Origin of the sequence: Streptomyces sp. Sge12 (assembly GCF_002080455.1) — a bacterium.
Lineage (GTDB): Bacteria > Actinomycetota > Actinomycetes > Streptomycetales > Streptomycetaceae > Streptomyces.
Genome location: NZ_CP020555.1, coordinates 113,578 through 126,143 on the forward strand (window position 1 = coordinate 113,578; position 12,566 = coordinate 126,143).

Below are 12,566 nucleotides of genomic sequence, written 5' to 3' on the forward strand. Positions count from 1 at the left end.
TGGCGTCTGCCACCGGGGCCTCGGTCTGTCGGGCGGTCGGTCGGGCGGTCTGTGGGGCGGGTGGGGCGGGGGCGGCTCAGTGCGGGGCGGTGCGCAGGCAGTCCTCGAGGAAGGTCAGGACGCGCAGGTGGTAGGCGGGGGCGGTGTGGCCGAGGCTGATGTTGTGGCCGGAGGCGGCCAGGTGGTCGACGGTGACGCTGGGGGCGGCCGTCAGGCGGGAGGTCATCGCGGTGAGGGTGGGGGCGTCCAGGTGCCACCAGGCCTCGTGTTCGGCGAAGGTGAGGCGGACGGGGATGCGGACGTGCGGGGCCAGGGCTTCGTACTGGCCGGGCCAGCGCAGGGTTTCCGCGGACTCGCGCGGTGGTGTGGGGGCGAGCAGGGTGCGGCTGGCCCGGAAGGTGCCTTGCGGGTAGAGGTTCAGGGGGCCCCAGTTGAGTTTGGTGGCGCCGGCGCCCAGGGTGGAGGGGAAGTGCAGGGCCCGGGGGTTGTAGTGGTGGCCGACGCCGGAGGCGTCCAGGCCCAGCAGGGGGGTGCCGCCGCCGTCGGCGGCCGCGGTGTGGAGGGCGACCTTGCCGCCGTCGGAGTGGCCCAGCAGGAGGATCCCGGCGCCGATGTCGTACTCGGCGGCGTGTTCCTTGAGGGCGGCGTGGAGGGTTTCGGCCTGCTCGGCGAGGCTCTGGCCGTCGGGCAGCTGGTCGGTGGAGTCGCCGTAGCCGGGGCGGTCGACGGCCAGGACGGCGTGGCCCAGGGCGGTGGCGAGGGGGGCGAAGGAGTTCCAGTAGGCGGCGCGCATGCCGCGGCCGTGGATGGCCAGGATCGTGGAGCGGACCGGTGTGCCGTCGGGGGGCAGGCTCAGGAGGGCGGAGAGGGTGATGCCGCCCGCGTTGAGGGTGTGGGGCCGGGGGGTGGGGTGCTGGGTCGTCACCTGTGTCGTCGTCTGTGTCGTCGTCATCGCAGGGCCAGCCCCTTCCGGGTGCCCGCCATGGCGTCCACCCAGGCCGCGGGCGATCCGGTGCGCAGCAGTGAGGTGCCCACGAGGAGGCCGCCGAAGCCGGCGTCCAGGAGTGCGGCGGCGTTCTGGGGGCTGTCGATGCCGCTGGCGCTGACGGGGCAGGCGGCGCCGGTGGCGGTGACGGCGGGCAGCAGGTCCAGGGAGCGGCCGAGGTCTCCGGCGCCGCGTTCGCGGGTCTTGATGTCCTTGTTGTTGACGGCGATGACGCAGTCCTCGGGGTGGTGGACCGAGGCGAGTTCGCTTTCCTGGGTGATCTCGACGAAGGGGGTGAGGCCGGAGAGCAGGCATTCGGTGACCAGGGTCCGCATGCTCGACGCCGGCAGCAGTGCCGCGGTGAGCAGGACTGCGGAGGCGCCGAGCTCCTTGGCGGTGCGGATCTGGTCCTTGCGGGTGATGAAGTCCTTCTGGAGGATCGGCAGTGCGGTCAGTGCGGCCACGTCGCGCAGCAGGGCGGGTGAGCCGCCGAACCAGCGGCCCGTGACGACCGAGACGCAGGGTGCGCCCGCGCTCTCGTAGGCGGCGACGATGGCGGCGGGGGTTCTGCCGCCGAGCATGTCGTAGCCGTGGGCGTCGCGTCGTTTCACCTCCATCACCACGGGGGTCGGGGAGGTCAGGAGGGCCTCGAGAAAAGGGAAGGCGGTCCGGTTGTCCTTCGTCATCGCGACAGCTCCAGTCGGGGGTGGTCGGGGCGGGGGGTGTGGTGGGTGTGGTGGGTGTCGGTGCGCCAGGCGCGGGCCAGGGCGGCGATCTGCGGGACGCCGAAGCCGCCGGTGGTGGTGCGGGCGGCGGTGTCGACGTCGATGCCGCGGAATCCGGGGTGGTGGACGACGTCCTCGTAGGCGGGTCGGTTGGTGGGGGTCAGGCCGCCGGCGAGGAGGAAGGGGCGGGTCAGGCGGGGCAGCAGGGCGGTGACGCGGTCGGGGTCCAGGGCGGCGCCGGTGCTGCCGATGCGGCCGTCGCCGGTGGCGGTGTCGAGGAGGAAGAGGTCGGTGCCGGCCCGGTCGTAGGCGCCGATCAGGGGGCGTTCCACGCAGCCGCCGTTCTCCTGGACGTGCAGCACCTTGACGATGCCGACGTCGGCGGGGAGTGCCTGGCGCAGGGCCCGGACGAGGGCGGGGGGCTGGTAGGCGTGGAGTTGGATCCAGCCGATGCCGGTGTGCGCCGCGATCGCGGCGAGTTCACCGGCGTCGGACAGGAACGTCACCAGGACCGGCAGGAGGCCGGTGGAGCGGGCCGCCGCCGCGAGGGCGGCGAGCCCGTTCCGGTCCAGTTCGCTGGGGCCGCCGGGTACGCCGTGCCAGAGGCCGACGCAGTCGGCCCCGGCGGCCGCCGCGGCCTCGATGTCCTGCGGGGTGGTGGCTCCGCAGACCTTCAGCAGGGTCCGGGACAGGGGGCGGGTGGTGCTCACTTGCCCAGTCCCAGCATCGAGGCGATGCGGTTGTACTGGATTTCGTTGGTGCCGGAGTAGATCGTGCCGCCGACCGCGTTGCGCACGTCCTGCTCCAGGCCGAACTCGGCCATGTAGCCGTGGCCGCCGAAGATCTGTACGGCGGTGAGGCTGGTGGCGAGGTTGGACTCGCTGGTGACGATTTTGGAGATGGCGAGGTCGGTGGTGACGTTCTCGCCGGCCTCCAGTTTTTCGCCGGTGTCGTAGAGCCACTTGCGGGCGGTCTCCAGCTGGATCTTCGTGTCGACGATCTTGTTGGCGATCGTCTGGTACGAACCGATCGCCTTTCCGAACGACTTGCGTGTCCTGGCGTATTCGACGCAGCGTTCCAGCCGGTGCTGCATCTCCCCCACGTTGACGATGAAGGAGAAGAGGATTTCCCGTTTCATCACGTGGTCCAGGACCAGGAAGCCTCCTCCGACGCGGCCGAGGACCGCGGTTTTCGGTACCCGTACGTCGTCGAAGAACAGCTCGCTGAGCGGTGAGGTGCGCAGGCCCATCTTCTTGATGGGTTTGCCGGCGCTCAGGCCGGGGGTGTTGCGGTCGACGAGGAAGGCGGTGGTGCCGAGCGGGCCGCCGTCCGGGTGGGTGCGGGCGTAGACGACGATCACGTCGGCGATGGGGCCGTTGCTGACGAAGACCTTGCTGCCGTTGATGACGAAGTCGTCGCCGTCGCGTACGGCCCTGGTGGCCATGGCCATGGCGTCGGAGCCGCCTTCGGCCTCGGTGATGGCGTGGGCGCCGATCGCCTCGCCCGAGCAGATGCGGTGCAGGTAGCGGTCCTTCTGCTCGGTGGTGCCGAAGTGCTGGAGGGGGATGCCGGTGGAGCAGATGGAGGTGGTGATGCAGAAGCTGAGGCCCGCGTCGCGGTTGTACTCGCCGAGGCCCTCCAGTACGTACATGGTGGTCAGGAGTGACTGTCCGAGGCCTCCGTGGTCCTCGTCGAAGGGCAGTGAGAGGATGCCGGTCTTCTGGACGAGCTTCCACTTGTCCTCGGAGAAGGCGGACTGCTCGTCGAGTTCGATGTGGTCTGCGCTGAGTGCGTCTCCCCACCGCTCCAGGCCGTCGCGCAGTTCTGCCTGGTCGGCGTTCCAACGGATCACGAGGGACCCCTTTGATTCGGTGATGGTGAGGATGGGTGCTGCATCGGGTGCCTCAGTAGGCGGAGGAGCTGTGGGCGTCTAGGCTGTGGACCTCGTCGCCGCGCAGGGCGGGTGAGAAGACGCAGACCAGGCGCAGGTCCTCGTGCGGGCTGGCGACGAGGTAGTGGGCGTCGTGCTGGTCGAGTGCGTACATGCGGCCCGGGACGATCTCGTGGGAGGTGCCGTCGAGTTCGATGACCTCGCCGGAGCCCTCGATGCAGTAGCAGGCCTCGAGGTGGTTGACGTACTCCAGGCGGGACTTGGTGCCGGCCAGGACGGTGGTGTCGGTGAGCGAGTAGCCCAGGCCGTCCTCGGCGAGGAGGAAGCGGCGGCTGAGGCCGTTGCCCCACTCGACGGTCTTCACGGACTCGATGTCGCGAACGATCATGGCAGTCTCCTGGTGTGAGGGTGGTGCACGGGATGGTTCGGATGAGGGGTGGAGATCGTGTTCCCGCCGGTCAGGCGGTTCGGTGCGGTGGTTCGGGCAGGATCTGCCGGACGAAGGTGCGGAAGGCGGCGACCGTGTCGGTGCCGGTTTCCAGGGCTCGTTCGACGGCGGCGACCGCGGCGGAGCCGATGATCGCGGCGTCGGCGCCGGCGGCGCCGACGGCCTGGACGTCCTGCCGTGTGCTGACCCCGAAGCCGACGGCGATCGGGGACGTGGTGTGGGCCCGTAGGGCGGTGACCGTTTGGGCCAGTGCGGCGTGGCCGGTGGCGGGTGCGGTTCCGCTGCGTCCGTAGTGGGCGACGAGGTAGAGGTAGGCGGAGGCCTGTGCGGCGGCCTGGGCCTGGGTGGCGGGCGGGCTTTGGGTGTAGCAGGTGGTGACGACGGGCAGGCCGGCGGCGGCGGCTGTTTCCAGGTGGGTGGTGCGCAGCCGTGGGGGCAGGGCGTGCAGGAGGAGTCCGTCGGCGCCGGCGGCGGCGATCTCGCGGGTGGTGGTGGCCAGGTCCCGGTGTTTGAGGGAGTGGCTCCAGTCGGCGAGCAGGGCGATGCGCAGGTGCTTCAGGTGGGGCCGTACGTCGGCGATGAAGGCGAGTACGTCGTCCAGGTCGGCTCCGCCGGCTTGCAGTGCCCGGCGGGCGGAGCGGCGGATGACGGGGCCGTCGGTGACCGAGTCGGGGAAGGGGACGGCCAGTTCGAGGCAGGCCACGCCCTCTTCGTCGAGCATGAGGACCAGGTCGCGCAGGACGGGCAGGGGCGGGTCGCCGGCGTTGAGGAAGAGGGCGAGTGCGGGGGGTCCGTCGGGGGTGCGGCGGGTGAAGAAGGGGGCGGGGGCCGGTGTGGTGGTCGGGGCGGTGTCCGTCCCCGCCGTGGGGGCCGGCGCTGTGGGGCTAGGCACCGGTCACCGCCAGGGTGCGGGTGGGGGCCGGGGCGGTGGCGAGGCGTTGTGCGAGGGCGTGGGCGGCGCCGGAGCGGATGGCGTCCTCGGCGACGGAGACGGCCGAGAGCCAGTCGCGGCGGGTGCCGGAGGCCACGACCAGGGCGGCGGCGCCGAGGCAGACGGTGCGGGTGGCGACGCGGCCGGCGTCGCCGGCCAGGACGGTGAGGAAGTGGGCGACGGCGGCGGTGGGGTCGGTGGCCGGCCGCAGGTCGGCGAAGGAGCCGTCGCCGGGGGTGAGTTCGCCGGGTCGGATGATGCGGGTCAGGGAGTTCTCGCCGTGGATGGTGTTGGTGGCGAAGGGCAGGAGTTCGTCCGCGCCGGTGTCGTTGGAGGTGAGCCAGATGCGGCGGGTGGTGGTGGTCCGGGCGAGGTGGCGCAGGGTGTCGAGGGGGGCGGCCGCCGAGACTCCGGTGACCTGGGCGGTCACCGGGAGGTCGGCGAGGAAGGGGCCCAGGGCGTTCAGGAACCGGCCGAAGGGTTTCATGCTGTGGGGGGCCACGGTCCGTGCCAGCCGGGTCAGTTGGGTGGGGTAGACGAACGGGCCGGCGAAGGCGATGCCGTGGGTGGCGAGGGTGTCCTCGGTCTGGGCGTGGGAGGAGGTGAGACGGACGCCGAGCCGCTCCAGCAGGTCGACGGAGCCCAGTGAGCTGGTGTAGGCGCGGGAGCCGGTTTTGACGACCTTGACTCCGGCTGCGGCGGCGACGAAGGCCGAGGCGGTGGAGATGTTGAAGGTCCTGGGGCCGCCGCCGGTGCCGACGACGTTCACGGTGCCTTCCCAGGCGGTGGTCGTCGCGGGGGCTGCCGGGCGGCGCTCGGCGAGCGAGTCCAGCAGGTGGCGCAGGGTCTGGTGGTCGGGGAGCCGGCTGGTCAGGGAGGCCAGCAGGGCGACGACCTGGGCCTGGTCCAGGCCGCCGTCGCCGAGCTGGTCCCACCAGGACCGCCAGGTCTCGCGGCCGACCGGGGCTCGCTGTTCCAGCAGGCCGGTGAGTGCGTCGTGCACGGTCGGTCTCCGTCTCGTCTGCGTCGGGTCGGGGTCGGTCGGTGGTGGGCGGGTCAGGCGGCCGCGGTGCGCCGGGAGGCGGTGATGAAGGTGTCGATGGCCTCGACGCTGCGGAAGTTGTTGGGGTCCAGGTCGGCGTCGCCGATGGCGAGTTCGAAGCGGTCCTCGACCCAGGCGATGAGCTTGAGGACGCCCAGGCTGTCGATGACCCCGTCGTTGAGGAGGTCGTGGTCGGTGGCGAGTTCGGCGGGGGTGGTGCCCGGGAGGAACTCGGTGATGACGAAGTTCTTGATGGTGTCGATGTTGCTCATGACGGGATTCCTTCGGCGAGAGGTGTGGCGACGGGTGCGGGCGTGGATCGGGTGGTGCCGGTGGTGCTGCCGGTGGTGGGGGCCGGCCGGTCGAGTCGGTCGAGTTGCTTGCGGTCGACTTTTCCGGTGGCGGTCTTGGGCAGGGGCTGTTCGGTGACGGTGAGTTGGTGCGGGACGGCGGCCCTGGGCAGGTGGCGGGCGCAGTGGGTGCGCAGTTGCAGGCCGGTCAGGGTGGTGCCGGGGGCGCGCTGGACCGCGGCGACCAGTCGTTTGCCGGCGATGGGGTCGGGCAGGGCCGCGACGCCGGCTTCCAGGACGTCGGGGTGTTCTTGCAGGATCCGTTCGATCTCGGCGGTGTTGACGGCGACGCCGCGGACCTTGACCTGGAAGTCGGTGCGTCCGGTCAGGTGCAGGGTGCCGGCGTCGTCGCGTCGTACGAGGTCGCCGGTGCGGAACCAGCGGCGGTCGTCCAGGCCCAGGGGGTGGCCGGTGAACTTGTCGGTGTGGCGGGTGCGGTCGAGGTAGCCGCGGGTCTGGAAGGGCGTGGAGACGAAGAGTTCTCCGCTGCCGGCTCCCTGGACGGGGGTGTGGGTGTCGGGGTCGATGATCAGGGCGCGTACGCCGGGCAGTGGGCGGCCGATGGGGACGGGTGTCGTGGGGTGGGCGGCCGGTGCGGTGTCGACCTCGTGGATGAAGCTGTCGTTGGTCTCGGTGCATCCGTAGATGTTGTGGATGCGGGCGTGGGGGAAGAGCTGGGGCAGGGCGGCGAGGGTGCGCTCGGGTATGGCGTCGCCGGTGAACATGACGTGTTCGACGCCGGGGAAGGTGTCGCCGGTCTTGGCGGCCGCGTCCTGGAGGAGTCCGAAGGCCATGGGGACGGCCTGGACGATGTCGACCTTGTGGTGCAGGACCAGGTCGCGCAGGTGGCGGCCGTGGGCGGCCAGGGCGGGGTCGACGAGGACCACGCGTCCGCCGCGGGCGAGGGTGGTCCACACGTCGAGGAGGCAGAGGTCGAAGTTGAGGGGGGCGTAGTTCAGGACGGTGCGGCCTGCTGTGATCTGGAAGGTGTGGCCGGCCCAGCGGGTGAACCGGTCGACGGCGTCCAGGCCCAGCGGGACGATCTTGGGGAGGCTGGTGGATCCGGAGGTGGTGAGCATGAAGGCCACTTCGGCGGCCTCGGCGGCGGGCAGCGGCCGGGCGGTGACCTCGGGGTTGGGGGTGACGCGGGCGCTCTGCCCGTCGGGGGCCAGGACGGTGGCGCAGCCGGCCTGGGCGAAGAGGTCGGCCAGGAGGGTGTCGGCGAGGGCCGGGGAGGGGAGCAGCAGGGGGCGTCGGGCGAGCAGGCAGGCCAGGACGAGGGCGAGGGCGGCGGGTGACTTGTCGGCGAGGATGCCGACCGGTTCGCCGGGGGCGAGGTCCAGGTGTGCGAGCCGGTCGCGTTCGCGGCCGGCGAGCTCGTACAGCTCGCGGTAGGTGGTCTCCTGGCCGTTGAACAGCAGGGCGGTGGCATGGGGGCGGTCGCGGACCTGGGTCAGGAAGCCGCCGAGGAGGCCGAGTTCGACGGTGGGGGCGGTGCGGCCGGGGGCTGCGGGGGTGGTGCGGGGGGTGCGGGGTGCGGTCATCGGGGGCCTCCCGGTGCGGGGTCGGCGAACTCGATCCAGCCGGACTTCACGGCGGCCCCCTTGGGGGTCTTGCAGGTGAAGCGGACGACGCGGGCCTCGGCGTCGGGCTGGAGGGTGATCTCCAGCGGGATGCCGGGGGGTACGGGGGCGGAGAAGCGGCAGCCCAGGCCGCGGACGCGGGCGGAGTCGCCGGCGGCGAAGCGGTCGGTGGCCTCCTCGACGGCGAGGGCGACCACGCTCATGCCGTGGGCGATGACGGTGTCGAAGCCGGCGGCGCGGGCGGCGTCCTCGTCGAGGTGGATGGGGTTGAGGTCGCCGGAGGCGTGGGCGTAGGTGGTGATCCAGTCGGTGGTCAGGGCGTGGACCGCGCTCTGCGGCTCGCCGGTCCCGAGCGGGGCGGGGGCGGCGGGGCCGCCCGAGATGTCGCCGAAGGGCTCCAGGAGGGTCGCGCCGACCAGCAGGGCGGAGATAACCAGTTCCGCGAAGGGGTCGGGGCCGTCCTCGCCGGTCAGGCGGATGTGCAGGGCGATGCGGGCGCCGCGGGCCTCCTTGCGGATGCCGAGGACGTCCAGGGTCACGGTGACCTGCTCGCCGGGGCGGACCGGGCGCAGGGTGCGGATGTCCTGGCCGAGGTGGACGACGGATACGGGGCCCGGTTCGGCCGCGGTCAGTGCGGCGACGGTCTGTTCGGCCACGGTGTGGGCGAGGACGAAGGTGTGGACGGGGGATGCCTGGCCGGGGCGGGCGGTGGGCAGGGAGCGGCGGGCGGCGCCGCGGTAGTCGGTGATCTCGGGTTCGGTGACGGTGAGCGTGCGGACCGGGGAGGGCAGGGAGAGGGTCGTCATACCGGCGTCACCACCACGGAGGAGTTGTGGCCGCCGAATCCGAAGGAGTTCGTGATCGCGGGTCCGGGGCGCACGGCGCGGGGTGCGCCGTGGACGACGTCGATGTCCATTCCTGGCTCCTGCTGTTCGTGGTTGGCGGTGGGTGGCACCTCGCAGTGGTGCATGGCCTGCACGGTGGCGATGAGTTCGACGGCGCCGGCGGCGCCGATGAGGTGGCCGATGACCGACTTGGGTGCGGTGACCGGTGGCTGGGCGGTGCCGAACACCTTGGTGAGGGCGGCGGCTTCGGACCGGTCGTTGTAGGGGGTGGAGGTGCCGTGGGCGTTGACGTGGACGATGTCGGTGGGGTCGAGGCCGGCGTCGGCGATGGCTCCGGCCATGGCGGCGGCGGCGCCGGCGCCGTCGGGCAGCGGCATCGCGAGGTGGTGGGCGTCGGCGGTGGCGGCGTATCCGGCGACCAGGCCGTAGGTCTTCGCGCCGCGGGCCCTGGCGTCGTCCAGGCGTTCCAGGACGACGAATCCGGCTCCCTCGCCCATCACGAATCCGTCGCGGTCCTTGTCGAAGGGGCGCGAGGCGTGCTCGGGGTCGTCGTTGCGGAAGGAGACGGCGCTGAGGTTGCCGAAGCCGGCCAGGGTGACGGGGGTGAGGGTGTGTTCGGTGCCGCCGGCGATGACGAGGTCGGCGCGGTGGGTCTGCAGGAGCATCAGGGCGTGGCCGATGGCGTCGGCGCCGCTGGCGCAGGTGTTGGCGACGGTCAGGGCCGGTCCGGTCCAGCCGAGCCGGATGGCGATCTGGGCGGCGGCCGCGTTGGGCATCGTCATCAGCGGCATCAGCGGGTTGACGCGGGCCGGGCCGCCTTCGGTGAAGTGGGCGGACTCCAGGTCGCTGGTGGCGCGGCCGCCGACGGCGTTGCCGACGACGATGGCGGTGCGGCCGGCTTCGGCGGTGGGCGCTCCGGCGTCGCGGTGGGCGGCGAGGGCGGCGGCGGTGCCGTAGTGGGCGAAGGGGTCCATCCGGCGGGCTTCCTTGGCGGGGACGAGCCCGGCGAGGCCGTCCAGGCCGCGGACCCGGCAGCCGATGCGGACGCGGTGGCGGCTGAGGTCGATGTGGGTGAGGTGGGCGGCGGTGGAGCGGCCGGCGCGCAGTGTGTGCCACAGCTCGTCCGGGGTGCACCCGCCGGGGGTGACCACGCCCATGCCGGTGATGGCTACGGGCGGCCTGGCCGTACTGCCCCTGGACGGTGAAGGCATGTCTGCTCCCTGAGGCGGACGAAGTCGTATGGAGGGGTGCGCGGTGGGCGCGGTGCGCGGGGGGTGGCCGGCGGGGCGGTCAGATGATGCGGCACTCGCGGGCCGAGGTGATGAGGGCATCGGCGGCGAAGTCGATGTCGGAGGTGGTGTGGGCGGCGGTGATGGCGATGCGCAGCCGGGCCAGGTCGTTGGGGACGGCGGGGGTGACCACCGGGAGGCCGATCGCGCCGTTCTTGCGGTAGGCGGTGGCCAGGTCGTAGGCGGATTCGTCGGATCCGGCGATGACCGGGACGACGGCGGTCTCGCTGTCGACGGTGCTGATGCCGGCCTGGTTGAGGATGCTGCGGAAGCGTGCGGACTCGCGCTGGATGAACTCCACGCGCTGCGGTTCGCGCTGCATGATCCGCAGGGATTCCAGGGCGGCTCCGGTCTGGGCTCCGCCGAGGGCGGCGGAGAAGAGGAAGGGGCGGGCGGCGTAGCGCAGGTGGTGGACGAGTTCGGCGGAGCCGGCGACCCAGCCGCCCATGGAGGGGATGGCCTTGGAGAGGGTGCCGAGCTTGATGTCGACCTTCGCCTCGTAGTGGAAGTGCTCCTCGATGCCCTTGCCGGTGGCGCCGATGACGCCCAGGGCGTGGGCCTCGTCGACCATCAGGAGGGCGTTGTGGGCGTCGCAGACCTTGCGCAGGTCGACCAGGGGGGCGATGTCGCCGTCCATGGAGTAGACGCTGTCGACGATGACGAGGCGGACGCCGGTGTCGGGGGCGGCGGCGAGGCGGCGCTCGAGGTGGGTGACGTCGTTGTGGCGGAAGCGGGTGACGGTGGCGCCGGAGAGCTTGCAGCCGTCGACGATGCTGGCGTGGTCGTACTTGTCGATGAAGACGGTGTCGCCGGGGCCGACGATGGCGCCGACGGTGCCGACGTTGGCGGCGTAGCCGGAGCCGAAGACCAGGGCCCGTTCGCGGCCGGCGACCTTGGCGACCTCGGCCTCCAGTTCCTCGTGGAGGGGGGTCGTGCCGGCCAGCGCGCGTACGCCGTGGTTGCCGGTGCCGTAGCGGTCGACGGCGGCCTTGGCGGCGGAGACGACGCGCTCGTCGCCGGCGAGTCCGAGGTAGGAGTAGCCGGACATCATCAGCAGGCGCCGGCCGTCCTGGTCCGCGTAGGCGGAGTCCCGTTCGGCGGTGTAGGCCACGAAGCTGTTCTTGCGGTTGGGTTCGTACTCCAGGGAGCGGACCCGGTCGCGGAAGTAGGCCAGCTTCGGCTCGAGGCGGTCCCAGGCAGCGGATGCGTTCACGTGCTTCTCCTCGTCGCGATCGTCCGGCGGACCCGGAACTCCATCGATGCCCCTGCCGTTTCTCCGGCCGGGCTCTAGTGGAATTCCATTAAGACTCGGGGGGCGCAATAGCAGCGCAAGAGGCGGACTGCAGCGGGACTGCACCGGTACTGCACCCGGACCGCAGTGGTGCTCGAAAAGCGAAAGGGAATGCTCGGACCTCGGGTTTCATTCGGATGGGAATGTTCATCGGCCGCTGTTGACATGCCGAGAAGGCCCGCCGGTATCCTCTGAATCGCACGGACTTGGGGGACACGGCCGGAAGCCGACCGTTTCGGAGTGTGCATAGTGCTGATCAGACTCATAGGTCTTGTCACGATCGAGCCGGACGGAGCACCGCCTCAACACCTCTCGAGCGCACAGGCGCAGGTCGCGTTCGCCCGGCTGCTCCTGGAGCGGGCGGGCGGTACCGACCGTGACCAACTGGCCGAGACCGTATGGCCCGAGGGGCTGCCGGACACCTGGGCGTCGGCGCTGCGCAGCCTGGTGAGCCGGGTGCGTACGTTCGTCACGACGCCGCAGGATGCTCCGGGGGCCACTCCCCTGGTCTCGCAGGGCGGCCGCTACCTGCTGCGGGTGCCCGATGATGCGGCCGTGGACGTGGAGGTCGCGGAGACCGCGCTGGCCGAGGCCGCGGAGGCGTACGCGGAGGGGGCGTACGCGGTGGCCCAGCAGTTGGCGGCCGGCGCGGTGTCGAACCTGCGCGGCTCGTTCCTGCCCTCGCACGAGGGCGAGTGGGTGAATGCGATGCGCGAGCAGTTGGAGGAGCTGCGGTTGAAGGCGCTGGAGACGGCGAGTCTGTCGTCGTCGGCGCTGGGTGACGAGCATCATGCGCTGCGGTACGCGGAGGAGGCGGTGCGCCGGGCTCCGTTTCGGGAGAGTGCGTACCGGTGCCGGATGGCGGCCCATACCCGGGCCGGCAACCGGGCGGAGGCGCTGCGCAGTTATCAGCAGTTGCGGGAGGTGCTGGCGGAGGAGTTGGGGATCGATCCGGCGCCCGAGACGGAGGCGGCGTACCTGGAGCTTCTTCGGACGCCCGAGCCGCGGCCGGCGGTGCGTCAGCAGACGTGTCTGGACCCGGTGTTGATGGGGGTGTTCGAGGTGGATCACCGGATGCCGGTGCCGCGTCCGTGCTCGTTGGCCGACCACGGGTGTGTCACGCACCGGATGTCGTCCTCCCCCGCTGCCTGACCCCGGGTGTGCGGGAGCCGCCGTCGCGCAGGTG

Annotated in this window: 13 protein-coding genes; 1 reads left to right on the top strand and 12 read right to left on the bottom strand. The window is 71.9% G+C overall.

Annotated features, from left to right (window positions below):
- Positions 1 to 76: 76 nt before the first annotated feature.
- The 12 genes from B6R96_RS00540 to B6R96_RS00595 all read right to left on the bottom strand — a co-directional run bounded on the left by B6R96_RS00540 (position 77) and on the right by B6R96_RS00595 (position 11,302).
- On the bottom strand, positions 77 to 952 hold the full coding sequence (locus B6R96_RS00540; protein WP_081521157.1) for an alpha/beta hydrolase: 876 nt from the start codon (positions 950 to 952) through the stop codon (positions 77 to 79).
- On the bottom strand, positions 949 to 1,671 hold the full coding sequence (locus B6R96_RS00545) for an indole-3-glycerol phosphate synthase (RefSeq protein ID WP_081521158.1): 723 nt from the start codon (positions 1,669 to 1,671) through the stop codon (positions 949 to 951). Before B6R96_RS00545 ends, B6R96_RS00540 begins: the two co-directional genes overlap by 4 nt.
- Complete coding sequence (locus B6R96_RS00550; protein ID WP_257789481.1) at positions 1,668 to 2,420, bottom strand: phosphoribosylanthranilate isomerase; 753 nt, start codon at positions 2,418 to 2,420, stop codon at positions 1,668 to 1,670. The genes B6R96_RS00545 and B6R96_RS00550 overlap by 4 nt, the downstream gene beginning before the upstream one ends.
- Positions 2,417 to 3,562, bottom strand: a complete 1,146-nt coding sequence (locus B6R96_RS00555; protein ID WP_081521159.1) for an acyl-CoA dehydrogenase family protein — start codon at positions 3,560 to 3,562, stop codon at positions 2,417 to 2,419. Before B6R96_RS00555 ends, B6R96_RS00550 begins: the two co-directional genes overlap by 4 nt.
- A 52-nt stretch (positions 3,563 to 3,614) precedes the next feature.
- Entirely contained in the window at positions 3,615 to 3,989 is a 375-nt protein-coding gene (locus tag B6R96_RS00560) for an ectoine synthase (protein WP_030390275.1), read from the bottom strand.
- A gap of 70 nt (positions 3,990 to 4,059) precedes the next feature.
- Positions 4,060 to 4,941 (bottom strand): tryptophan synthase subunit alpha, encoded by an 882-nt coding sequence (trpA, locus tag B6R96_RS00565; protein ID WP_081521160.1) that lies wholly within the window; start codon positions 4,939 to 4,941, stop codon positions 4,060 to 4,062.
- Positions 4,934 to 5,983, bottom strand: coding sequence for a hypothetical protein (locus B6R96_RS00570; protein ID WP_081521161.1), 1,050 nt, complete (start codon positions 5,981 to 5,983; stop codon positions 4,934 to 4,936). Before B6R96_RS00570 ends, trpA begins: the two co-directional genes overlap by 8 nt.
- Before the next feature lie 53 nt (positions 5,984 to 6,036).
- A complete protein-coding gene (locus B6R96_RS00575) occupies positions 6,037 to 6,294 on the bottom strand; it encodes an acyl carrier protein (protein WP_030390272.1) in 258 nt (85 codons plus the stop codon).
- Positions 6,291 to 7,916 (bottom strand): AMP-binding protein, encoded by a 1,626-nt coding sequence (locus B6R96_RS00580; RefSeq protein WP_081521162.1) that lies wholly within the window; start codon positions 7,914 to 7,916, stop codon positions 6,291 to 6,293. The genes B6R96_RS00575 and B6R96_RS00580 overlap by 4 nt, the downstream gene beginning before the upstream one ends.
- Positions 7,913 to 8,761, bottom strand: a complete 849-nt coding sequence (locus B6R96_RS00585; RefSeq protein ID WP_051779855.1) for a MaoC/PaaZ C-terminal domain-containing protein — start codon at positions 8,759 to 8,761, stop codon at positions 7,913 to 7,915. Before B6R96_RS00585 ends, B6R96_RS00580 begins: the two co-directional genes overlap by 4 nt.
- Complete coding sequence (locus B6R96_RS00590) at positions 8,758 to 10,011, bottom strand: beta-ketoacyl-[acyl-carrier-protein] synthase family protein (RefSeq protein WP_053705371.1); 1,254 nt, start codon at positions 10,009 to 10,011, stop codon at positions 8,758 to 8,760. Before B6R96_RS00590 ends, B6R96_RS00585 begins: the two co-directional genes overlap by 4 nt.
- Before the next feature lie 79 nt (positions 10,012 to 10,090).
- Positions 10,091 to 11,302 (bottom strand): aminotransferase class I/II-fold pyridoxal phosphate-dependent enzyme, encoded by a 1,212-nt coding sequence (locus B6R96_RS00595; protein ID WP_030390268.1) that lies wholly within the window; start codon positions 11,300 to 11,302, stop codon positions 10,091 to 10,093.
- Between the two features lie 327 nt (positions 11,303 to 11,629).
- Here B6R96_RS00595 and B6R96_RS00600 point away from each other — a divergent pair, with 327 nt between their 5' ends.
- Complete coding sequence (locus B6R96_RS00600) at positions 11,630 to 12,532, top strand: AfsR/SARP family transcriptional regulator (protein WP_063760539.1); 903 nt, start codon at positions 11,630 to 11,632, stop codon at positions 12,530 to 12,532.
- Positions 12,533 to 12,566: the final 34 nt, after the last annotated feature.

Coding starts and splice junctions, on each gene's coding strand:
- B6R96_RS00540 (WP_081521157.1), bottom strand. CDS start 952: ATGACGACGACACAGACGACGACACAGGTGACGACCCAGCACCCCACC.
- B6R96_RS00545 (WP_081521158.1), bottom strand. CDS start 1,671: ATGACGAAGGACAACCGGACCGCCTTCCCTTTTCTCGAGGCCCTCCTG.
- B6R96_RS00560 (WP_030390275.1), bottom strand. CDS start 3,989: ATGATCGTTCGCGACATCGAGTCCGTGAAGACCGTCGAGTGGGGCAAC.
- B6R96_RS00575 (WP_030390272.1), bottom strand. CDS start 6,294: ATGAGCAACATCGACACCATCAAGAACTTCGTCATCACCGAGTTCCTC.
- B6R96_RS00580 (WP_081521162.1), bottom strand. CDS start 7,916: ATGACCGCACCCCGCACCCCCCGCACCACCCCCGCAGCCCCCGGCCGC.
- B6R96_RS00585 (WP_051779855.1), bottom strand. CDS start 8,761: ATGACGACCCTCTCCCTGCCCTCCCCGGTCCGCACGCTCACCGTCACC.
- B6R96_RS00590 (WP_053705371.1), bottom strand. CDS start 10,011: ATGCCTTCACCGTCCAGGGGCAGTACGGCCAGGCCGCCCGTAGCCATC.